The sequence below is a fragment of the Ancylomarina subtilis genome (assembly GCF_004217115.1).
GTDB lineage: Bacteria > Bacteroidota > Bacteroidia > Bacteroidales > Marinifilaceae > Ancylomarina > Ancylomarina subtilis.
In genome coordinates, this window is the sequence record NZ_SHKN01000001.1 from 2,509,380 (window position 1) to 2,532,704 (window position 23,325).

Genomic DNA, 23,325 nt, shown 5'->3' on the forward strand with positions numbered 1-23,325 from the left:
AATGTCAGCAAAATGATCAACAAGCTTAAAACCCACTTCAATGACCTGATGAATTTCCTAAGTCAGGGTGTTTGGAGTATGCGATTAAAAGATTTATCCGGTTCTCGTTATCTTCTAATGAGACAGTTACGAATCTATTTATTAGCAATCAAAGGGTTTTACGAGGATAAGTGTCAGTTGAGAGCCTCAGCTCTCACCTTTTATTCTCTGCTATCTGTTGTTCCCGTCTTAGCCATGTTTTTTGGTATTGCCAAAGGATTTGGCATGGAAAAACTTCTCGAAAAGGAGTTAACCAAAAGCCTTTCCGGGCAAGAAGAAGTTCTGAGTTGGTTGATTGAATTTGCAAACAAAATGCTTGAGAATACCAAAGGAACATTGATTGCAGGTTTGGGTTTTGCCATTTTATTTTGGTCCGTTATTAAGGTTCTTAGTAATATAGAAGAAGCATTTAATGACGTTTGGCAGATAAAAAAAAGCAGAACATGGGGGCGAAAATTCTCCGACTACACATCCATCATGATCTTTGGTCCCATTCTTTTGATTGGCTCCAGTGCTGTAACGGTTTTCATCAAATCCAAAATTGGAGAAGTCATTGTAGGAAACAGTATTCTCGAAGCTATTGGGCCCGTAATTGTAACATTAATAAATTTAATCCCTTACTTTCTGGTTTGGATCCTTTTCACAGGTATTTATGCCTTTATGCCCAATACCCGGGTAAAATTCAAATCTGCTATACTCGCTGGTATTGTAGCTGGTACAATCTACCAACTATTGCAAATTGGCTACATCGAGTTTCAAGGAAGAGTGACCTCATACAATGCCATATACGGTAGCTTTGCAGCCTTACCTCTCTTTCTTATTTGGCTACAATTAAGTTGGCTTGTCGTGCTCTTTGGGGCTGAAATATCATTTGCTGAGCAGAATGTCGAGAGTTATGAATTTGAGGCTGAATCAACTCAGATTTCGCATAGTTTCCGCCGATTACTCAGTTTAATTGTAGTTCATAAAATCATCCAAAACTTTACTCAGGATAAACGCCCATACCGAGCCAAGGATATTTCTCAGGAACTCGAAATGCCAATTCGTTTAACACGAGAAATCATCTTTAATCTGGTCAATTGTGGTTTACTTTCGGAACTTACTACCGGAAGGGATAAAGAAACAGCTTATGCACCAGCCTTTGATATTGCAGACATGAGCTTAAACAGAGTCGTCAATTCTCTGGAAGACTATGGCTCGGATGATATTCCTGTGAAAAGAAATAGGGTATTTGACACCTTAACTCATCATATTAATGAGTACAAGATAAAATTTGAAAAAGAAAGTGGAAATGTGCTGTTGAAGGATGTTGAGATCGATTGATAATTTGTTTGACTATGAAATGTAAGATGTAAATGGGAAGACTCAATATCTAAAATTGAAACAACTGGACCCATCACATTTCCATCTATTGAATTGATTTAAAAGACAAGGACTTGAAATTTAAATATTAATCCTAAATTAAATCCTCATGATTCGATTCCTATCAGTACTCATCACAAGTGTCCTACTCAGCACGTCTTGTTGTCTTAAAAGAGATAAAACAGTTCAAACGCCTTGCCCCCAAGAGAAGAAAGAATATCCGGAACGGGTTGAATTTTATGCTCCGGATTCACTCAAAATCTCGGCTCTCCTTTATCAAATTGATGACAGTTCGCCTTTCATTTTACTTTGTCATCAGGCACGTTTCAATAAATTTGAATATGCAGGCATTGCCGAGCGCCTAAATAATATGGGGTTCAATTGTATGGCGATAGACCAGCGATCAGGAGGACCAATTGGCAATCAGCAAAACCTGACCAGCCTAAGAGCTCTAAAACTCGGCAAATCCATTGATTATCTTGATGCCGAACAGGATATCAGAGCTGCCATTCGTTATGCAAATACTAAATTCAACACAAAAGTCATTCTATGGGGAAGCTCCTATTCTTCAACCCTGGCCTTATATTTGGCTGCTGAAATGGATGAAGTTAGCTATGTATTGGCCTTTAGTCCAGGAAATTATTTTGCCGACAGAAAAGGGAGCCTCATCGATGTTTTAAGTGAGTTTGATAAGCCTCTGTTTTTAACGAGTTCAAAACAGGAAGCAAAATCAGTCGGTCAACTACTAAGCAAACACAAACTTGTCGAAAATCAAGTTCAGTTTATTCCCAAAGGCAATGGCCATCATGGCTCAAGGGTTTTGTGGATCAACCAAATTGACGGTGAAGAATATTGGCTGGCAGTCGCACTTTTCTTAAAACAACTGAAATAAAAAAGAGGGCGTTCTGAATGAACGCCCTCTCCTATTTTATATTTCGAATAGATTAAAATTCGATGATTGTATTCCAGTTATGCTTGTCTTCAATTGTTCCGTACTGAATTCCGCGTAGTGTTTCATACAATTTGAAGCTAGTTTTTCCAGCCTCATCACCATAGAAATAATCCACTTTATTATCTGCATCAACAATCTTACGAATTGGAGAAATAACCGCAGCAGTACCACAAGCACCTGCCTCGGTAAAGTCAGCTAATTCCTCAACAGTAATCTGTCTGCGCTCTACGTTCATTCCCAAATCTTCAGCAATCTGACACAAACTTTTGTTTGTAATTGAAGGCAAAATTGAATTTGACTTTGGAGTTACATAAGTGTTGTCTTTAATTCCGAAAAAGTTAGCAGGACCACACTCATCAATGTATTTCTTTTCTTTTGCATCAAGGAATAATACAGCAGAATATCCTTCATCATGAGCACGTGTTCCACCTCTTAAAGATGAAGCATAGTTTCCACCCACTTTGATTGTACCTGTTCCCTGAGGAGCTGCACGATCGTACTCGCGATAAATCACGTAATCAGTTGGTTTGAAACCTTCTTTGAAATATGGACCTACTGGCATTACAAATACTGCAAAAGTATACTCGCTTGCAGGGCTTACGCCAACTTGAGCACCATTACCAAAAAGAACCGGGCGAATATAAAGAGAAGCACCTGACTCATATGGAGGAATCCATCTTTCGTTCAGTTTGATCGCTTTAATGACAGCTTCTTCAAACAATTCCAATGGCATTTCAGCCATCATGATACCATGAGATGAACTTTGAAGACGTTTTCCGTTCTCATCGATACGGAACACTCGTACTTTTCCATCCGGGCCTTTAAATGCTTTTAAACCTTCGAAAGCTTGCTGTCCGTAATGCAATCCGGTAGCAGCAATATGTACATTTACCTGATCAGATGAAGAAACTTCTAATTCTCCCCATTTTCCATCACGGTAGTGACAACGAACATTATAATCAGTTTTGGTATAACCAAAGCCAAATTCTTTCCAGTTTATATTTTCCATCTTTCGTTAAGAATTTTACGATTAGTAAAGGATATTTGTTGTGTTTTTGTTCTTTTAAGTATAAAATATACAATACAAAGATATCAAGATATTTGATCTTTTCACCTTCAATTTGTTTGATTTTCGTCTATTCTACTTTCAATTCAACAAAATATCCGTTGTGTTTCCGAATATTTATAACTTTACCGCCATCAAACATTAAATACTGTCCTTTTATCCCCTTCAACTCGCCTTCATATGAATCAAGCTTATCAAAACTAAAGCTTGTAATTTTTTCAGGATATTGCTCTACAGGATAATTCAGTTCATAAACATCTTCTTCGGGACTCACATATTGCTGAAGCTCGGGATGTAACAAATCAACAGCTTTTTGCTTCTCCATTTTTAAATCAACTGAGACCTCTCCCTGATCCTTAAGCATCGCTCTCCAATTGGTCTTATCAGCAAAGTGCTCTTTTAAGGCAACCTCAATCACACCAGCGATATGTCGATTCGGCGTTTTAGCAAGCTTTATAGCTCTTACCGCTCCTTGATCAATCCAACGGGTAGGAATCTGAGATTCACGCGTGACACCCACCTTCAGATTACTTGAATAAGCTAAATACACGTAGTGAGGTTTCAATGCATGTTCTTTCGACCATTCCATATCTCTTGAAATACCCAGGTGCGATTCATCCAGCTCCGGATTCATAATGCTGGCATCGGTCTCCGGCAAGGATTTAAAGCACGTATAACAATAGCCTTGCGAGAATGAAGTCTTGGTTTGCTTACCGCAATGCACACAATTGATCTGATGCAGATACGTCCATGTCAGTTTTTTACCAATAAGCCTATTCATATCAACAAAAGCATCGCCAATAGGAAGTTCATAAGTAATCACATCCTTTAGTTGTGTTCGCATTTTAAGTAAGTTCCCTTTATATAGCATCATTCTATCGAATTAGTCCGTATTTTTTCTTTTAAATCTATTCTTTTATAGCCTTTTCGATAATCTTCATCATCTCATCCAACTCTTTTTGAGAGAAGCCTTTCGCTTGAAAGATTATTTTTCCTGTTTTGTCGACAATGTAATTTCTCGGGATAAATTTCTCAGCATACTTACCGTAAATATGACGCTGAGGGTCAGCTGCAATAGGAAATGTAAATTTCTTTTTTGATTGAAACTTATTCAACTCTGCTTTAGTATGCTCACGCCCGATAGAAATCATCTTAAAGTTTTCATTCTTAAATCGAGGCCAAAGCTGCTTTTCCAATTCTGGTAACTCTTTCATACAAGGGCCACACCATGTTGCAAAAAAGTTGACCAAAACGACTTTACCTTTCAAATCAGATAGCTTAAAAACCTGGCCATCCAGGCTCGTCACCTCAAAATCGGGTGCAATTTGTCCTTTTGTGGTTCGATCCCCTTCGGTTCCATCAGCCCATAAGCTGGTAGTAAAAACCAAAGCCAGTAATAGTAATGTCAATCTTTTCATGAGTTGGGTTTTAAATTATTTAGTGGTCGGTTATTTCAGTTTTATTGCAGTAAGTTCTCGTTAACGTCTACAATCTTGTAAAGCTTATCTGATCGGCGAATAACGGTATCCAGAGCAATAGAAAAACTATCACCTTTTACGGCTTTCTCAACGGGTTTCAAATCCACACGAATCTCTTCTATGGTTGTTTCTACCACCCCGGTGGTCGGTCCGGTAATCAATATTTTATCGCCGACACACAATTCCTGTGATTCCAATAAGAATTCAGCCACTTTAATCTTGTTAAAATAGTTGGTCCCCTTTCCAATCAGCATTTTACGCTTGGTTGCACGATTACCATATTCCGAACTCCACTCGCCTAGCTTTTGTCCCATATAATAACCATCCCAGAAACCACGATTGAAAACCGTTGATAATTCTTCCTTCCAAACGGCAATCTTCTCTTCGCCATACGTCCCATCCAGATAAGCATCAACAGCTTCACTATAGCAGTTTAGTACCGTTTTTACATATTCCGGAGAGCGGGCCCGACCTTCAAACTTAAGCACACGAACACCGGCATCAATAAATTTATTCACAAAACCAATGGTACACAGATCCTTAGGCGACATAATATATTGATTATCAATCTCCAATTCATTCCCTGACTCCTTCTCTGTTACCGTATAAGCCTTTCTGCAAGTCTGCATGCAAGCGCCGCGATTGGCCGAAGATGCTTTTTCGTGAAGACTTAAATAACACTTACCTGAAACAGCCATACATAAAGCACCGTGAGCAAACATTTCAATTTGTACCAATTCACCTTTCGGACCACGAATATCCTGTTTCTGAATTTGATAATGGATATTAGCCACCTGATCCAAATTCAATTCACGAGCCAAAACCACCACATCGGCAAATTGAGAATAGAACTTCACCGACTCGATATTGGTAATATTACACTGGGTTGAAATATGAACCTCAACGCCAATAGAACGTGCATATAGAATCGCTGATATATCAGATGCAATAATGGCTGTCACACCATTCTCTTTTGCAGAGTCAATCACCTCGTGCATCAAATTCAACTCATTATCATACAAAACTGTGTTTACTGTCAGGTACGTTTTTACCTGATTCTCTTTGCAGATCTTCACAATTTCACGCAAGTCATCTTTGGTGAAATTATTCGACGATCGGGCACGCATATTTAATTGTTCAATGCCAAAATAAATGGAGTTGGCGCCTCCCTGAATAGCTGCCATTAAGGATTCATACGATCCCACCGGTGCCATTAACTCTATATCTGTACGCTTCATGAATTTTTAATATGAACTATCAGATTCTACTCTTGATATGATATTTAATAGGTATGAGTCTGAATAATGCTATTCGTCAATACCTTTGTCTAATTTTACAAATCTAAATCAGAGGATTTTAGCTAAACCCCAACGGCTTGATTCCAGCTGAATTCCTGATTTTCAGCAAAAGTAATCTTTATCAGGCACTCATGCAATATATTAAAAGAAAGACGAGTCTTTTATTTTAGTGTAAAGCTCTTTGTATTTTTTGCTTAAAGCTCCTGAATATCGTACATTCGCATCCAGCTATTGTTGATTCACGGGATTAAATTCTTCCTCATTCATATTCATTGAAAATTATTACAGGAAATAATCCCACCTCCGTTAGAATGAAACGGAACCTTATTGAAATATATTCGTCCCACATACTGGAGACATATATCTTCTCTATTGTTTTTACTGATAGCTTTTTAGTATTGTTTACAAGACATTGTTCTTGAAATAGTTGGACTTTAACCTTTCATCAGGATTAAGAGCCCTTTGTTGGGCTGCACATATATTCCTGTAAATGGGTCAAATTGTCCTTTCGGTAAATTCAGACAATCAGGCTTTTATATAAAGAGTTTCTTGATTGTTTGTAAAAACAAGCATGAATAAGTTTACAACTCAAAAACATATTTTTTCGATGAAGTATAAGGTTTATACACAAAAAAGCTTTAAAAAGATCCCTCAGATACAGAACTTAAGCGCTGAACAGATTTTTGATATTGAGGTGTTAGGAGAGATCTTTCCTTTTAAGGTTAACAACTATGTGATAGATGAATTGATTGATTGGGATAACTTTAATGAAGATGCTATTTTTAGGCTGACTTTTCCACAGAAGGGGATGCTTTCGAAAAAATATTTCGACAAGATGGCTGAATTAATTCGCAACGAAGCCCCGACTAAAGAAATTACAAAAGCATCAAACGAAATCCGACTTACCCTAAATCCCAACCCATCAGGACAAGCCCATAACGTTCCTGTTTTGAATGGAGAAGAATTAATGGGTGCTCAGCATAAGTACAACGAAACCATGTTGTTTTTTCCAACTCAGGGGCAAACGTGCCATGCCTATTGCACATTCTGTTTCCGCTGGCCACAATTTACAGGATTGGAAGGTTTAAAGTTTGCCATGAAAGAAGTGGATCTTGTCATTGCCTATCTAAAGAAACATCCTGAGGTAACTGACCTGCTGTTTACAGGAGGTGATCCTATGGTGATGAAATCAAAAGTCTTCAAAACCTATATCGATGCGATTCTTGAAGCTGATCTTCCTAATCTTAAAACCATTCGTATTGGTTCAAAAACCTTGGCATACTGGCCATATCGCTATACAAAAGATGACGATGCTTCCGAACTACTTGAGGTATTCAGATCGATTACTGATGCCGGATTAAGTCTGTCGTTTATGGCACATTTCAACCATATTAGTGAATTGAAAACTGCTGCTGTAGCCCAGGCAACAAAGGCCATTCGCGAAACAGGTGCTAATATCAGGACCCAATCGCCACTACTGAAACACCTAAACAATGATGCCGATATGTGGGCAAACATGTGGCGAAAGCAGGTCGACATGGGAATGATTCCTTATTATATGTTTATGGCTCGTGAGACGGGTGCTCAGGAATATTTCGGATTAACCCTTGAAGAAGCTTGGACGATTTTTCGCGATGCTTACTCACAAGTAAGTGGCATTTGTCGCACGGTTCGCGGACCAGTGATGTCAGCAAACCCGGGTAAAGTTCAAGTATTAGGCATCACCGAGATTAATGGTGAAAAACAGTATGTTCTAAATTTCTTGCAAGGACGAAATCCCAAATGGGTCGGACAACCCTTCTTTGCAAAATACAACGATAAAGCGCTTTGGTTAAGCGATCTTGAACCTGCCTTTGCTGATAAGTTCATGTACGAAGACTAATCCAAACACAATAAAACAAAAAGCCATCGCTCAATAATGAACGATGGCTTTAAATATATTCGAGAGTTAATCCTCTTTCTATTACTGATCATCTTCCTCTTCCGCTTCAATCTCCACAATCTCAGGAGCAAGCATATAATAATCCACATAATCCTGAATTCGAACATTCATTTCCGTTGTGAAAACAATCCGTTGTGATTCTGGAATACTGGTTGTCAATCGATCGATCTGAGATGTAATTTCGTGCTTAAACACAGCCTGTGCATCGTCGATAATATACATTTTCAAACGATTCAAATTCATTCCCGAACTGGAATAAAGTTCATTCAAAAACTTCGCAGGTCCTATTAACACATCGCAGCCGGCATACACTCTGTCGCGTTGTTTCAAAATATTCTCACCCTGAAAAACAGCGAAAACACGTAAATCGGTATGTTCAGCCAAAATATCGAACTGCTCTTTCAACGCCTCAGCCTTTGCTCTATCTTCCACAACAATTAAAGCTCTGGGCACATCTTCAAAAGCTTCTTTCAGTTTTTGAATAAGGGTAATCACGATGGCAGATGTTTTACCCGATTTCTCAGGCGCTATAAAGAGACAATCACGTCCACTTTTCATCTTACCAATACTTTGCTTTTGTATGGGAGTTGGCTTTTCGAACCCCTCCTGTTCAAGAGCAATCGTTAGCTGTTCGTCTAGTTTCTTTAAAAACATATCTTCTAATTAATCAAAGTACCCCATATACAATGGGTACAAATTCAGCTACAAAGATGGCAATTATCCCAAGTAAAGAGAAATAAAATTAAAAAATCAAACTATCAATACTAATCATTTACTTGTAATAGATAAAATAGGACACAGCGCCTACATAACAATAAATATTATTACTTTGCATATCCTTTATCAAAATCAGAAGATATAACAGCCAAATAAAATCATTCAATGCAAAAAAATATCATTTAATATCATTTTAGGAGTATGCTCACCTCTGTTATCTCTTTGCCAAAGTCAAGACACGGTCTATTACGATAAAGGATGGAGAAAAACAGAAAAAATAAAAGCTGAATATTATACCATACCAGTCAGTACTCCCAAAGGATCTTTATATCATGTTAAAGATTATTTCATGACTGGACAGCTACAATCTGAGTATGCTAAAACTTACTGGAAACATTTAGATGAAGGAGCCTGTCTCTATTATTATCGAGATGGTAATAAAAAAAGTATATGCTCATACCACAGGGGCAAAAAAAATGGTTTGGAAATTAATTGGTACAAAAATGGCCAAATAAAATCACAAGGCTCATACAGACATTGTTGTAAAGATGGTAAGTGGCAATATTTTTATAGGAATGGAAAAAAAAGTGCAGAGGAAGAATATACAAGAGGACGCTTATTAAATAGCAAATACTGGACTCAAGCTGGAGATCTTTTACAAGACAAACCAAAAGCAAATATCCGACCTCAATATCCTGATGGTGAAGAAAACCTAAAGAAATTGATCTTAAAAAATTTCAAATATCCATATGTAAACTATTCTAGATCGGCAAGTCGAAAAGCTATTGTCTCATTCATAATTAATCAAAACGGAGAAATGAAAGATATTTGCATTTTAGATCACCCACATCCCATATTTGAAAAAGAAATTTTACGTGTAATGGATGTTATAACCAAAAAATGGTCTCCAGCAATAAATCAGTTTAGAATTGATGAAGCCTGCGTTGAAATAGCTTTTGAGATTAAAAAAGAAAAACTAGAAATAAGGGGAATATCCATTTATTAATACATTCCATATAAAAATGAAATTAAAATATTTGATCATTACTGTACTATTGATATCAGTAAAATTATCATCTTACGCACAAGACAAAACAAGTTTGGATAAGATGTTCCAAACCAGCCTTGAAAAATATAAAGCAAATCAATTTGAGCAAGCCAATGCAATTCTTGATTTCATACTTGAGTCAGATTCTACATATTACAAAGCTTATATTGGAAAAGCAAACATATCCATTGCAAAAAAACAATATAGAACAGCAGTCTTAAATGCCAATTGGGCACTCGATCTGAATCCTAATGACACTGACGCTCTTTGTACTAAGGCAAAAGCCATTTCCCGAACAAGAAATGTATCAGAAGCCATAGAGATCTATCAATCTATTCTTAAAAAAGACCCTAAATCAGTTGCAGCAATAAATGGACTTGCACGCATTGACTATCAACAGAAGAGGTATAAAGAAGCAGCTAAAAAGTTAAACAAGGCCATCAAATACCAATCAGATCATTCAGAAACTCTATTTAATTTAGCATCGGCATATTTCAAACTAAAAGATTATAGCCGAGCTGCCAAATATTGCAATAAGGTCCTAAAAATCAATCCAACTTTTAGGGATGAGAGTGTTTATACAATAAGAGGAGCTTGCAATAATAAGCTAAATAATCCAGTTGGCGCCATTCTTGATTACCGGGAAGCTTTAAAACTAAATCCAATGAATCCGAGCTTGTACAATAATATTGCTTTAATATTCACCAGACAGGGTAAATATGAAAAGGCAATCAAATATCTGGATGCATCCATTAAAATATATGCAAAATCAAGTGTCACTTATTACAACAGAGGTTTGGCTTATAATTTTCTTGGAAAACATAATAAGGCTTACGTCGATTTTAAAAAAGCCTGCGATTTGGGTGGTTATGATGATGCATGTGGTTACTACCAAAGCTTAAAAAAGAAATTGAAGAAATAATGATATAAAACTTATATATTAATTATTATCAACTCACAATGTTGGTTTTCTTTTGTTGATCAATCGATTTATTTCTAACTTCATGTTTGCTTTAATCTAAACACAAAAGCAATATGGTAACGACTCATATTCCCTTAGAGTTTGAATCCTATTATCATGTATATAATAGAGGTATCAACCGATGTGATTTATTTCAAGAGTCAAAGGACTACAAGCATTTCTTAAGGTTGTACGAGAAGTATATTGAGCCTATTGCAGATACTTTTGCTTGGGTCTTGATGCCTAATCATTTTCATTTGTTGATTAGAATAAAGTCTGAGAAGGAAATTGGGGTTTATAAAAATTTAAACTCTGAAGGGGCTAAAGACTCCGTCAGGTTTCAAACCGAACCAGATGGAAACCTATCAGAGTCCGAAGGACCTGATAGAGTTGGTATTAAAAAGCCAAATCCTACCAAACACTTTTCACACCTTTTCAATGCTTACGCAAAATATATTAACAAAAAATATCAGCGAACAGGCTCTCTATTTGAACATCCTTTCAGAAGAAAACAGATAGATGATGAAACTTATCTTATGACATTAGTGCTATACATCCACAACAACCCCATTCATCATGGTTTTACTGATATGGCACTAGACTATCCATGGAGTAGCTATCTGAGCTGTTTATCAGACAAACCAACAAGGCTATTAAAGAACGAAGTTGTTGGTTGGTTCGACGAAATAACGAATTTTAAGTTCATGCATCAGCAGCATATCGACTTTATGAAACTGGAAGAATGGTTAGAGATCTAATCTTATATCATTTTTAAAACTCTGACGGGTCTAAAGACTCCGTCAGGTTTCAAACTAAACCAAACAAAAACCTGACAAGTTTTATCTACATCTCGTAAATAAACCTGTCAGGTTTCTATATCTAATAAACGATAAGATTACTTCTTCAATCTCTCGTTTAGTTTTTTGATGATTTGCTTAGCATCTCCAACAATACCCAAGTCAGCTACCTGAAAAATGGGTGCGTGCTTGTCTTTGTTTACTGCGATAATCAAATCGGAATCTTCCATACCTGCAACGTGCTGAATGGCTCCTGAGATACCGAATGCAAAATAAAGGTCCGGACGTACCGTTTTACCCGTCTGTCCTACCTGACGTTCGTGTCCGATATAACCCGCATCAACCATAGCACGAGAAGCTGAAACTTCAGCATCAAGTGTTTTAGCCAACGAATCCATGGCTTCGAAACCTTCCTGGTTACCAATACCACGACCTCCTGAAACCAGAATACGTGCTTCAGTAATATCAATTAGATCGGTTTCTTCCTTAACGGTTTTAACCAATTTCACCTTAATCTTAGAGGCATCGAAATTCACCTTATAGTCAGTAATAACACCTTCGCGAGCAGCGTCAGCATCCATTGCAAACAATACACCCGGACGAACGGTTCCCATTTGTGGACGGTGATTTTTACAAACGATAGTTGCCATTAAATTACCACCAAAAGCCGGACGTGTCATCAACAACTCACGGTTCGCTCCCACTTCAATCTTAGTACAGTCAGCTGTTAAACCCGTTTTAACACGAGCCGAAACACGAGGTCCCAGGTCACGACCAATAGTCGTAGCTCCGATCAATACTGAATCTGGTTTTCTATCATTAATGATTTGGCAAATAGCCTGAGCATAAGGTTCAGTGGTATAATCTGCCAATTCCGGCGCATCAACAACCAAAACCTCGTCAGCACCAGCAGCAATCAATCCTTGTGCTTTATCGGCAATATTATGCCCTAAAAGCATCGCATAAACCTTATCGTTTAATTCATCTGCCAATCGTCGTGCTTGTCCCAAAAGTTCCAATGCCACATTCTGAACAAGGCCTTCGCGCTGCTCAATAAAAACATATATGCCTTTGTAATCTTCTAAATTCATAGTCTCAACGATTTATAGAATGAATTTTTCTTTCATCTTGTTAATAATGATTCCTACTGCCTCATCGGTTTCCACCTCGTAAAGTTCACCAGCTGGCTTCAAGCCACGAGCAAATGCTTTATGCACACTTGTTGGTGATCCTTTAAGACCCAATAGTGTTTCATCCACTTCAATTTGGTCTTTACCCCAAACTTCAACTTCTTTCTGGTAAGCATCTACAATACCGCCTACACTCATATAACGAGGCGAATTAGCTGAAGCAAGAACAGTTACCACACAAGGTGCTTCCACCTCAAGAATTTGATATCCCTCTTCGATATGACGTTTCATCGTGAACGTTTTGTCACCGTCAAATTTCAGATCTTCAAGGTAAGATACCTGAGGTAAATCAAGGTGCTCAGCAATTTGAGGTCCCACCTGAGCAGTATCCCCATCAATCGCCTGACGACCTGTAATCAAAAGGTCGAAATCAAGCTTTTTAAGCGCTCCTGCAAGCGCATATGATGTTGCAAGAGTATCAGCTCCCGCAAATTTTCTATCGGTCAAATGGATGGCTCTATCGGCTCCCATTGCGAATGCTTCACGAAGAATTAAATCCGCTTGAGGAGGCCCCATAGTAATCACGGTTACGTGAGCACCCTTTTCTTCTTTTAACTGTAGCGCCATTTCCAAACCACCCTTATCATCCGGGTTGATAATACTTGGTACGCCTTCTCTGATTAGAGTTCCTGTTTTTGGATCGATTTTAATCTCAGTCGTATCAGGAACCTGCTTTATACAGACAACTATTTTCATTTTCTTATTCTTTTAGATTCTCGTAACTAATCGCTTTTACCCCCTATGCTTATTTAAGCATGTTAGCTGAAATAACCATTCTCTGAACTTCAGAAGTTCCTTCGTAGATTTCAGTAATCTTAGCATCACGCATCATACGCTCAACCGGATATTCACGAGTGTAACCATAACCACCGTGCAGTTGAACGGCTTTGTTTGTTACCTCCATAGCTGTTTCGGCTGCATAAAGCTTAGCCATAGCTGCATCAACAGAATAAGCTATTTTATTATCTTTTTTATAAGCCGCTTTACGAACCAACATACGAGAAGCCTCAGTCTTAGTATTCATATCAGCCAACTGGAACTGTGTGTTCTGGAAAGCAGAAATGGCACGACCAAACTGTTTTCTTTCTTTCACATATTTCACGGTTTCATTAATAGCACCTTGAGCTAATCCAAGAGCCTGAGCAGCGATACCAATACGACCACCATCAAGGGTTTTCATCGCAATACCAAAACCTTTACTCAATTTACCCAGCATGTTTGCTTTAGGCAATACGCAGTTTTCGAAGATGAGTTCACAAGTTGCAGAACCTTTAATCCCCATTTTCTTCTCTTTCTTACCGATAGAGAAACCAGGTGTTCCTTTTTCAATGATGAATGCTGTAATTCCACGGGTTCCCTGCGACTTATCAGTCATCGCAAAAATCACATAAACATGTGCATATTCTGCATTGGTAATGAAAATCTTAGATCCATTAATGATATAGTTATCACCATCTTCAACCGCAGTTGTTTGCTGACCAGCTGCATCAGTACCCGCATTGGGTTCTGTTAAACCAAAAGCACCAATCCACTCACCCGAAGCAAGCTTTGGTAAATATTTTTGCTTTTGCTCTTCAGTACCGTGCTCTAAAATAGGTGCTGCACACAAAGACGTGTGAGCCGAAACAATAACACCAGTTGTACCACATACTGCTGAAAGTTCTTCAACAGCCATAGAATACATCAGGTTATTTCCACCTGCTCCACCATATTGCTTTGGAATTGGAATTCCCATAATTCCAATCTTCGCCATTTTCTCAACCGTTTCGATTGGGAAACGCTCCTGCTCATCAACTTCTGCAGCAAGTGGCTTCACTTCGTTTTCAGCAAAATCCCTAATCATTTGCTGGAACAACTCCTGTTCTTTTGTAAGGCTAAAGTTCATTAATGTATTATTTCAAAATTAAGTTTCAGATCAAGTTTGGGCTTAATCCGGAAAAATTTCTTTAATTGCTAATTTTCACTACAAAGAAAGCTTAGTAAAAACGAATTTCGATACAACATGATATGTTATATATCAGAAAATTAGAATTTTTCAACACAAACATTACAAGTTGTTAAATATTTAACAATACTTCACACAAATAACTCATTCATCCAAAATATAAAGATCTCCTCTCATTTAATCTTCAAGCGGCCAATTTTCGCAATTCCAAAAAAAATCGGTTGCTGATTTTTTTACAAACCAACAACCGATTATATATAATGCAGTTAAGACTTAAATTATCAGAGATTTAGTCTCAACAATTTATTAAACGTTTTTAAGGATCAAAGCTGTTCCCATACCACCACCAATACAAAGTGATGCCAATCCGAATTGCTTATTGGTACGTTTCATTTCGTGAATCAAACTCACTGTGATACGTGTTCCGGATGCACCAATTGGGTGACCTAAAGCAATCGCTCCACCATTAACATTACATCTTTCTAAGAAGAACTCAGGAGCAACACCATGATCTTCGCACAATTGCTTAACCACACCCAATGATTGAGCCGCAAAAGCTTCATTTAATTCCAACACGTCCATGTCAGTTAATTTCATGTCTGCCTTTTTCAATGCGCTAGCAATAGCTGGAACGGGTCCCATACCCATGATAGCTGGATCAACACCACCCTGACCAGTTGCTACAATTTCAGCAAGAGGTGTTAGGTTATGCTCTTTTACAGCCTCCTCAGAAGCAACCAATACGAAAGCTGCACCATCGTTAATACCAGAAGCATTACCAGCCGTTACCGTACCATCCTTTTTGAAAGCCGGACGTAAACCACCTAATTTTTCTTCGCTGGTGCGACGATTGATAAACTCATCCGCATCGAAAGTAATGGTCTCCTTACGTGATTTGATCTCAACTGGAACAATCTCATTCTTGAAATGACCAGCATCTTGTGCTGCCATAGCTTTTTGCTGAGACGCAAATGCGAAAGCATCCTGCTCTTCACGTGTCAAGTTGTATTTGGCAGCAATATTTTCTGCAGTGATTCCCATGTGGTAACCTTCGAAAGCATCGGTTAAACCGTCGAATACCATGTGGTCAACAGCTTTAAGATCCATCATTTTGTGTCCGCCACGAACTGAACCTGGCATAACAAAACCAGCAGCTGACATATTCTCAGTACCACCGGCAATAATCATATTCGCTTCACCTGATTTGATGTTTGAGTATGCTAAATTGATGGTTTTCATACCTGAACCACAAATCATGTTGATTCCGTAAGCTGGTACTTCTTGAGGCACACCTGCTTTAATTGAAGCCTGACGAGCAACACCCTGTCCTTGACCTGCCATAAGGATATTCCCTACAACAACTTCATCAAGTTTTGAAGCATCAATCTTTGTTTCTTCAATAATATTTTTGATAACACCTGCAGCTAAATCAGCAGCAGTAACCGGAGTTAAACTTCCTAAAAATTTTCCTAGAGCCGTTCTTTTGGCTGCAACGATATATACTTTACTCATGGTGATAACTATTATTTTGTGAGTTTTCAGTTATCAGCTGTCGGTTATCAGTTGATCAAAAACCGATAACAGAAAACCGATAACCTGTTCTTTAAATTAGGCTTGTTTCATTTCAGCTAAATCCTCTGCAATAATCAATTTTGCATCGGTTGCTTCCTGTACCTGCTCAACAGTAAACATTGGATTAATCTCTGTTAAAAGTATTCCTTTTGGAGTAATTTTCATCACGCCCATTTCAGTGATAATCATCTCAACTTGTCCTGCAGCAGTTAATGGTAAATTACACTCAGTCATAATTTTATGATTCCCTCTTGCCGTATGCTCCATCGATAGAATAACACGTTTAGCACCTACAATAAGGTCCATGGCACCACCCATTCCCGGCGTTTTCTTACCTGGAATCATCCAGTTAGCAAGATTCCCTTTTTCATCAACCTGAAGAGCTCCCAAAAAAGTTACATCAACATGTCCGCCTCGGATAATAGCAAAAGAAGCTGCTGAGTCAAAACTACTTGCACCTTGCTTATACGTAATGTGCCCGCCACCAGCGTTTACAAAATCCTTATCTTCTTCCCCTTCGGCAGGAACTGCTCCCATGCCAAGCAAACCATTCTCCGATTGAAGAATCACGTTAACATTTTCAGGTACATAATTAGGGATAAATGTAGGCAAACCAATTCCTAAGTTTACTACATCACCATCTTGTAATTCAAGAGCTGAACGCTTTGCGATAATCTCTCTGATTTCTTTTTTATCCATTGTGGTATGTTGTTTTGTTTATATTCTGTAGAGACGTCATGTATGACGTCTTTACAGAATTATAAGTCTATTGGTTGATTCTTCTATCAAGTTCTTGAGCCAAATACGAAGCCACGTCATCAGCATATTTATTCATACCGAAACCTGCATCATAACCAAGCTCTTTTGCTAATTCGTGAGAAATACGAGGACCTCCACAAATTAAAATTACCTTATCACGTAAACCTTCTGCTTCAAGCATCTCAACGAGTTCAACAAGGTTTTGAATGTGAACATCTTTTTGAGTAACTGTTTGCGAAACCAAAAGCACATCAGCTTTCATTTCGATAGCTTTAGCAATGAACTCCTCGTTTGGTACCTGAGATCCCATATTTAGAGCCTCAATCATTTCGTAACGCTCCAAACCGTAGTGACCTGCAAAACCCTTCATGTTCATAATCGCATCGATACCCACGGTGTGCGCATCAGTACCTGTACTGGCACCAACGACCACAACCTCACGTCCGATATGCTCTTTAATGAAATCATCAGTCTCGTGCATATCCATAGTAGTCGATTCTACCTTTGGTACAACAATACTGGTAAAATCAACAGTGTGAATTGAACTACCATAGCAGTTGAAAAAGGTAAACCCTTCCATTAGCTCCTGAACGAACACCACCTGAACGTCTTCGAAACCCATTTTTCTCATCATCTGCTTAGCAGCCTCAACAGCTTCCTCGCCTTTAGCTACAGGAAGTGTGAAACTCACCTGCGTCTTACCATCGTTCATGGTATCGCCGTAAGGCTTAATTTTAGTTAGATCTAAGGTCTTATCGAAATCATTCGAACTGGTAGAATAAAGTCCTCCACTCATTTTGCTTATCTCCTATATTTTATTTGAATCGATCCTTATTAATTATCGACTCTTTATCATTATCAAATAACTAGTTTTTCTTCATTAAAGCCACAAAAGGATTGAAGTAGTTGCTTCCCTTTTCCACAACACCATCAAGACCTTTACCACCATTCTTTGGACGCTTGATATCAGCGAAAATTCCTTTTTCAAGTGCGGTAAACATCCCTTCTTTTTCAATCTTCTCAAGCAATTCAATTGAATCAGCAAGAATCTTTTGAGCTCTCTTGCGAATGATACCATCCTCTTTAAACTCAACCTCATCACCAATATTTTTCATATTGTTGAAGATGTATTTAGCATTCTCAAGAGAAAGGTAACGGTCAGACATAAAAGGTGTGTGAATCGCTTCAGTCAACATACCCAAAAGTTGGATTCCCTGTCCTGTCCAGATTGAGATTTGGTTAAACAAAGCATCCTGTACGTTTCCTTTGAAGATATTACCTGTCATGAATTTTGTAGGAGGCATATATTTAAGAGGCGCCTTAGGGAATATCTCACGAGTCATTTGTGCTTGTGCCAATTCGTAAAGGAAACCATTCTCTAATCCTGGTTCCATTTCGAAAGCGTGACCCAATCCCATTTGCTCTTCAGGAAGATCAGCAATAAGCGCTAATTGCTCATTGATAAAGTCAGAAGCCAATACGGTATGAGCCTCGTCGAATGCATCAGCAGTTGTTAGGTAATTATCTTCACCTGTGTTGATGATTACACCTGCGAAACCGTTCAATACTCTTGAGAAATATTGATCGACAAGTGTACGTTGCATATTGATATCACGGAAAAGAATTCCATAAAGCGCATCATTCAACATCACATCTAAACCTTCCAATGCACCCATAGCTGCAATCTCAGGCATACATAAACCAGAACAGTAGTTACAAAGACGGATATAACGGCCTTCTTCTTCACCAATCTTATCAAGGTGAGTACGCATGATACGGAAGTTTTCCTGAGTCGCAACAGTACCACCGAAACCTTCAGTCGTTGCACCATAAGGCACATAGTCAAGCAATGACTGACCTGTTGTACGAATTACAGCAATAATATCAGCACCCTGACGAGCCGCAGCTTCAGCCTGAACCACATCTTCGTAGATGTTACCAGTCGCTACAATTACGTATAAGTAAGGCTTAGGACCTTCACCAATGGTTTGGATATAGTTATCTCTTTTGGCTTTACGAGCCTTGATTTTATCAATACAATCGTTGATATATGGCTTAAGAGCTTCATGAGCCTCTTCAACTGAATGACTAGGCAATTGTGTGATATCCAATTCCCCTGCTGCAATTTTCTCTGCAGCTTGTTGTGGGTTTAATCCCGCTTCAATCACTGCATTCCCAAGAAAATACATCACCCCCTGGTTAAGAACACCTTTGTCCTTAATCTCATCAACAACAACATTAGGAAGAGGTACTTCGTTGTTATCAACACCATCAATCCCCAAAAGACGACACAAGGTACGCTCTACAGCTACTGTTGTGTAGCCCTCAACAAACTCCTGAACGTTGTCAGCAATTTTTCTCGAAACGCCCTTTGCGTAGTTAACTTTATCAAAGTCAAGACCTAGTTTACTCCTTTGCATTTTTGTTCTATGTTTAGATATTTGATTCTGTTTTCTTTTCTTTAAAATCAAGCTTCACGGCTTTGATTTACATGACAGAAATAATGCTGTCAGGTTTAAGCAAATTTTCATTTGCCTTTTCTATAATTTGTTGGTTTATTCCTAAAATTCCGGCGATGCGTAGTGCTTCATGCGGCACTGTTGAGGCATCGTCTTCAATCAAGGAATAATCCATATAATCGTTTATATTGTTTTTGTTTATCTCACCAGACTTAAAGTCTTTATCCAAGCCTTTCACTCTCAATTTTCGACAACGGGAATCCAATCCACTGTAGTGAGTTGTAATCACCGACTGGGTTTGATTCTCATTGAAGATTTCAGCCACAGCATTCACAATAGCACGGCCCTCTGTTGGATTCGTTGTTCTGGCCAATTCATCTACAAGAATTAAAACATTCTCCTTTCTAATAGATGCTTCCACCATTTCGTTAATCTTCACCATTTCGGATGCAAAAGACGACAAGCCATTTTGTTCAGACTGATCATCCCCAACCGAAACTAAAACCCTATCAACTAATGCAATGCAAGCCGATTGTGCTGGTACAAAAAAACCAAATTGCAAAAGATATTGACAAAGGGCTAAGGTTTTTAAAATAACTGTCTTTCCAGCCATATTTGCACCTGTTATAAAACAAACAGATTGATTTAAAGCGATGTCTATGGCTTGAAATTTTCTCTTTGATAAAGATAATGTTTCCTTTATTTGCGGATGAAACATGCCCTTGTATTCTGTAATTGAATCACTAAGTCGGGCTCTGGTGAAACCCAAATTCTCAGCAAGAAGGGCTTTAGCCACTATCACATCGAGGTGTGCAACTTGATTCAAGGCTTTTTCAAGCTCAGTTGCATAAGGATACAGCCTCTCACAAATCTGAGCTCTGACATCAGCCTCAATTGCTTCAGCCTGGCTTTTTAGAGCTTCCAAAGACTGCCCCGCACTCATTTCTGGATCAGCTTTTATCGCTGACTTTAGTTCTTTAATTTCCTTTCGAACTTTTGCAAGCTCTTCTGAATAGGAATCATATATATAGAAAGATGGAATTCTGTTATTTTCCGGATCCAGAATTGAAATCATGGGATTCATGTCCGGAATCTCCATCAATGTGGTTTCAAACTCATTTTGAAGCTTCAATATCTCATCAGAAACCAGTGCGAAAGATTTGATCTCGAAAAGCTCAATATCATCCAAAATTAATTTGGCTTTCATATTTTTAATGCTCCCCTTGATGTCTCGCACCTGCATAAGTTTGGTCTGAACCTTACTAATCAGGCCTACCTTTTTCCCTCCTAAGATCGTGTAGATACGAGTCACCAAATCAAGCTCACAATTGATTTCATCAGCCTGATACAACATCGGCATATCAAGTAGGTAGCGCTTTCCCAAACTGGATTGCAGCTGCATACTCTCCACCAAATGTTGAAGGCCTTTGACTTGAGATATGGCAGTTCGTAATTTCATCTGTTCTTAATTCAATTTTCTCACATCATAAACAGGCAGTTTCAGCTTTTCTTCCATTGCTTGTTTTAATTCGTCTGAATTCAGACAATAACCATCAGGTGATACCGGATTAATACAAACCGCTATCAGCTTGGTTTTTTGGAGCACCTTAATGCGTCCTCCACGCTTGATAAAAGCGTAATACGTTTCGGGCGAGGCAAATATTCTCGTAAAATCCCGAACAATAATTTCAATATCTTTTATCTGTTTCTGAACCCTTAAAAAATTCAAAAACTTATCGGTAATCGCCCCGTTAACAAAGATTCGATTGCCTTTTGTAAATAACTTATCTTTTGCCTTTTCAATCAATAGAACCGATTCTATTTCTAAATCGAAAAATTCACCTTCATCTGAAATCGCCCAAATTCCATTCTGTTTTGGCAAAAGCTTTTCTTTTAAATCTTCTTCTACAGCCTCCAAACTGATCAGTTCGTAGGTGTAGTTGGTTTTATAAACCAGTTGCGGGATATTGGCCGAAAGAGCTGCACCTGTAGCCAAAATCATAGCATCGGTTACTGCTGGCGATCCCAAACTTTTCCGTGACAGAGCGCCATCAACCAGAGTCAGATCAACATCGAAGTTTTTCATCTGAGAAATCAAATCTTTTATAGCCGCATTGCTGGCCGGACCTGATATCATCACCTTATCGCTTGATTTTGCTTTTGCCGTTACCAAACGTCCCAAAGAGGTCGTTTGTGTACTAACATCCAAAACTTCAGCAATCAAATTTTTCTTGTGATAATGCAATTCAGAAGTCACAAAAATCATCCCCTCATAAACCTCAATTTCAGGCTTATGTGTTTGAGTCACTACGTCGGTATTTTCTCCATCAACACCTATGGACGTGAGAGCAATTTGTTTTGTGCTGCCGCTCAATCGCGACAGCACATAATTCAAACACTCGGTTTTCCCGGTATTCTTTTCAAGTCCAACAATAGACAGACTTTTGTATTTCTCTATTTCCTTTATGAAAGGCATTCAGTTTTCTTATTTCTCTCTTTACGTTGTAACAGAGATGGCTCAATTGCCAATCGACTACCTTCAAGCAAAGAAGCTACACCTTCTGGTTGTTTGTGATCAGAACATTCCGGACAGTGACAATTTTCGGTGTAACCTTTAGGTTCGGTATAAGTTGTAATTACCCCCTCGAAGTTACGCAAAATCACTTTAGTAGGACTCTGAGAAACAACATACTGAGGCATTACAGGAATCTTTCCTCCTCCACCTGGAGCATCCACAACAAAAGTTGGAACTGCAAATCCAGAGGTATGACCGCGAAGACTCTCAATAATCTCGATACCCTTAGAAACTGGTGTTCTAAAGTGTTCAAGTCCCATTGAAAGGTCGCACTGATAAATGTAATAAGGACGAATACGATTCATCACCAAGTTGTGAACCAATTTCTTCATTACGTGTACACAGTCGTTAATGCCTTTCAACAATACAGACTGATTACCCAAAGGTACACCTGCATTAGCTAAACGAGCAACAGCTTCCTTAGCCTCTGAAGTCATTTCATCTGAATGATTAAAATGCGTGTTCAACCATACTGGATGGTATTTCTTAAGCATATTAACCAAGCCTTCGGTAATACGCTGTGGCAATACAACAGGCGTACGTGAACCGATACGAATAATCTCAACATGTGGAATAGCGCGTAATGAGCTGATAATATATTCCAGTTTATCATCACCAATCAATAAGGCATCCCCACCAGAAAGAACAACGTCGCGAACCTGAGGTGTATTTTTAATATACTCAATTGCTTTCTCGATATTATCCTGTGGTGTAGAAGCATCAGACTGACCAGCGAAACGACGACGGGTACAGTGACGACAATACATTGAACACATATCTGTAATCAAGAATAATACACGATCCGGATAACGGTGTGTTAAGCCAGGAACCGGTGAATCTTCATCCTCGTGCAATGGATCTAAAAGATCGGCATCAGCATGATGAACTTCCAAACCTGTAGGAATAGCCTGCTTACGTATAGGACATTCCGGGTTATTTACATCTACAAGAGATAAATAATATGGTGTAATCGCCATACGCAATGTCGCTAACGATTTCTTAACACCTTCTTCTTCATCAGCAGTAAGGTTGATATACTTTTTAAGATCTTCCAGAGTTTCGATACGGTTTCTCACCTGCCATCTCCAGTCATTCCACTGCTCGTCTGTAACCTCAGGAAACATTTCCTTACGTCCCTTATTTTCAATCATCATATTTTGTTTTA

General features: G+C 38.5%; 21 protein-coding genes. 6 read left to right on the top strand and 15 right to left on the bottom strand.

The genetic code is table 11. From position 1 onward, the window contains the following. Positions 1–12: 12 nt before the first annotated feature. Together EV201_RS10310 and EV201_RS10315 are read left to right on the top strand one after the other, a co-directional pair. Positions 13–1,362 carry a YihY/virulence factor BrkB family protein gene (locus tag EV201_RS10310; RefSeq protein ID WP_130307485.1) on the top strand — a complete coding sequence of 450 codons (1,350 nt, stop codon included), beginning with the start codon at positions 13–15 and terminating at the stop codon, positions 1,360–1,362. A gap of 148 nt (positions 1,363–1,510) precedes the next feature. Then, positions 1,511–2,293 (top strand): alpha/beta hydrolase family protein, encoded by a 783-nt coding sequence (locus EV201_RS10315; protein WP_130307486.1) that lies wholly within the window; start codon positions 1,511–1,513, stop codon positions 2,291–2,293. 52 nt (positions 2,294–2,345) lie between these two features. Here the strand turns inward: EV201_RS10315 and EV201_RS10320 are convergent, their stop codons facing one another. The 4 genes from EV201_RS10320 to EV201_RS10335 all read right to left on the bottom strand — a co-directional run bounded on the left by EV201_RS10320 (position 2,346) and on the right by EV201_RS10335 (position 6,135). Beyond that, complete coding sequence (locus EV201_RS10320) at positions 2,346–3,362, bottom strand: branched-chain amino acid aminotransferase (RefSeq protein ID WP_130307487.1); 1,017 nt, start codon at positions 3,360–3,362, stop codon at positions 2,346–2,348. Positions 3,363–3,489: 127 nt separating this feature from the next. Continuing rightward, complete coding sequence (locus EV201_RS10325) at positions 3,490–4,293, bottom strand: DUF2797 domain-containing protein (protein WP_242610473.1); 804 nt, start codon at positions 4,291–4,293, stop codon at positions 3,490–3,492. A 34-nt stretch (positions 4,294–4,327) separates the two neighbouring features. After that, positions 4,328–4,837, bottom strand: coding sequence for a peroxiredoxin family protein (locus tag EV201_RS10330; protein ID WP_130307488.1), 510 nt, complete (start codon positions 4,835–4,837; stop codon positions 4,328–4,330). Between the two features lie 41 nt (positions 4,838–4,878). Further along, a complete protein-coding gene (locus tag EV201_RS10335; protein WP_130307489.1) occupies positions 4,879–6,135 on the bottom strand; it encodes a peptidase U32 family protein in 1,257 nt (418 codons plus the stop codon). Positions 6,136–6,766: 631 nt separating this feature from the next. On the opposite strand from EV201_RS10335, the gene EV201_RS10340 reads away from it, so the two are divergent. Then, a complete protein-coding gene (locus EV201_RS10340) occupies positions 6,767–8,077 on the top strand; it encodes a KamA family radical SAM protein (protein ID WP_242610474.1) in 1,311 nt (436 codons plus the stop codon). 81 nt (positions 8,078–8,158) lie between these two features. Here the strand turns inward: EV201_RS10340 and EV201_RS10345 are convergent, their stop codons facing one another. After that, entirely contained in the window at positions 8,159–8,791 is a 633-nt protein-coding gene (locus EV201_RS10345) for a DEAD/DEAH box helicase (protein WP_130307490.1), read from the bottom strand. A 412-nt stretch (positions 8,792–9,203) separates the two neighbouring features. Here EV201_RS10345 and EV201_RS10350 point away from each other — a divergent pair, with 412 nt between their 5' ends. The 3 genes from EV201_RS10350 (at position 9,204) to EV201_RS10360 (ending at position 11,621) form a co-directional block, all read left to right on the top strand. Next, positions 9,204–9,860 carry a toxin-antitoxin system YwqK family antitoxin gene (locus EV201_RS10350; RefSeq protein ID WP_130307491.1) on the top strand — a complete coding sequence of 219 codons (657 nt, stop codon included), beginning with the start codon at positions 9,204–9,206 and terminating at the stop codon, positions 9,858–9,860. 16 nt (positions 9,861–9,876) lie between these two features. After that, positions 9,877–10,824: a tetratricopeptide repeat protein gene (locus tag EV201_RS10355; protein ID WP_130307492.1), complete on the top strand. Its 948-nt coding sequence runs from the start codon at positions 9,877–9,879 to the stop codon at positions 10,822–10,824. Between the two features lie 113 nt (positions 10,825–10,937). Beyond that, entirely contained in the window at positions 10,938–11,621 is a 684-nt protein-coding gene (locus EV201_RS10360) for a transposase (protein WP_130307493.1), read from the top strand. Between the two features lie 137 nt (positions 11,622–11,758). On the opposite strand, the gene EV201_RS10365 is transcribed toward EV201_RS10360, so the two are convergent. The 10 genes from EV201_RS10365 to kamA all read right to left on the bottom strand — a co-directional run bounded on the left by EV201_RS10365 (position 11,759) and on the right by kamA (position 23,311). Next, positions 11,759–12,751 carry an electron transfer flavoprotein subunit alpha/FixB family protein gene (locus EV201_RS10365; protein ID WP_130307494.1) on the bottom strand — a complete coding sequence of 331 codons (993 nt, stop codon included), beginning with the start codon at positions 12,749–12,751 and terminating at the stop codon, positions 11,759–11,761. Between the two features lie 12 nt (positions 12,752–12,763). Continuing rightward, entirely contained in the window at positions 12,764–13,546 is a 783-nt protein-coding gene (locus EV201_RS10370) for an electron transfer flavoprotein subunit beta/FixA family protein (RefSeq protein ID WP_130307495.1), read from the bottom strand. A gap of 49 nt (positions 13,547–13,595) precedes the next feature. After that, positions 13,596–14,735, bottom strand: a complete 1,140-nt coding sequence (locus EV201_RS10375; RefSeq protein ID WP_130307496.1) for an acyl-CoA dehydrogenase — start codon at positions 14,733–14,735, stop codon at positions 13,596–13,598. Positions 14,736–15,101: 366 nt separating this feature from the next. Then, positions 15,102–16,307 (bottom strand): acetyl-CoA C-acetyltransferase, encoded by a 1,206-nt coding sequence (locus tag EV201_RS10380; protein ID WP_130307497.1) that lies wholly within the window; start codon positions 16,305–16,307, stop codon positions 15,102–15,104. 96 nt (positions 16,308–16,403) lie between these two features. After that, on the bottom strand, positions 16,404–17,066 hold the full coding sequence (locus EV201_RS10385) for a 3-oxoacid CoA-transferase subunit B (RefSeq protein WP_130307498.1): 663 nt from the start codon (positions 17,064–17,066) through the stop codon (positions 16,404–16,406). Positions 17,067–17,133: 67 nt separating this feature from the next. Continuing rightward, positions 17,134–17,922, bottom strand: coding sequence for a lysine 5,6-aminomutase subunit beta (gene kamE, locus EV201_RS10390; protein WP_130307499.1), 789 nt, complete (start codon positions 17,920–17,922; stop codon positions 17,134–17,136). Between the two features lie 70 nt (positions 17,923–17,992). After that, a complete protein-coding gene (gene kamD / locus EV201_RS10395; protein ID WP_130307500.1) occupies positions 17,993–19,546 on the bottom strand; it encodes a lysine 5,6-aminomutase subunit alpha in 1,554 nt (517 codons plus the stop codon). A 67-nt stretch (positions 19,547–19,613) separates the two neighbouring features. Continuing rightward, positions 19,614–21,044, bottom strand: coding sequence for a lysine 5,6-aminomutase reactivase ATPase KamC (gene kamC, locus EV201_RS10400; protein ID WP_130307501.1), 1,431 nt, complete (start codon positions 21,042–21,044; stop codon positions 19,614–19,616). A 6-nt stretch (positions 21,045–21,050) separates the two neighbouring features. Continuing rightward, on the bottom strand, positions 21,051–22,061 hold the full coding sequence (kamB, locus tag EV201_RS10405; RefSeq protein ID WP_130307502.1) for a lysine 5,6-aminomutase reactivase subunit KamB: 1,011 nt from the start codon (positions 22,059–22,061) through the stop codon (positions 21,051–21,053). Beyond that, positions 22,049–23,311, bottom strand: coding sequence for a lysine 2,3-aminomutase (kamA, locus tag EV201_RS10410; protein ID WP_130307503.1), 1,263 nt, complete (start codon positions 23,309–23,311; stop codon positions 22,049–22,051). The genes kamB and kamA overlap by 13 nt, the downstream gene beginning before the upstream one ends. Positions 23,312–23,325: the final 14 nt, after the last annotated feature.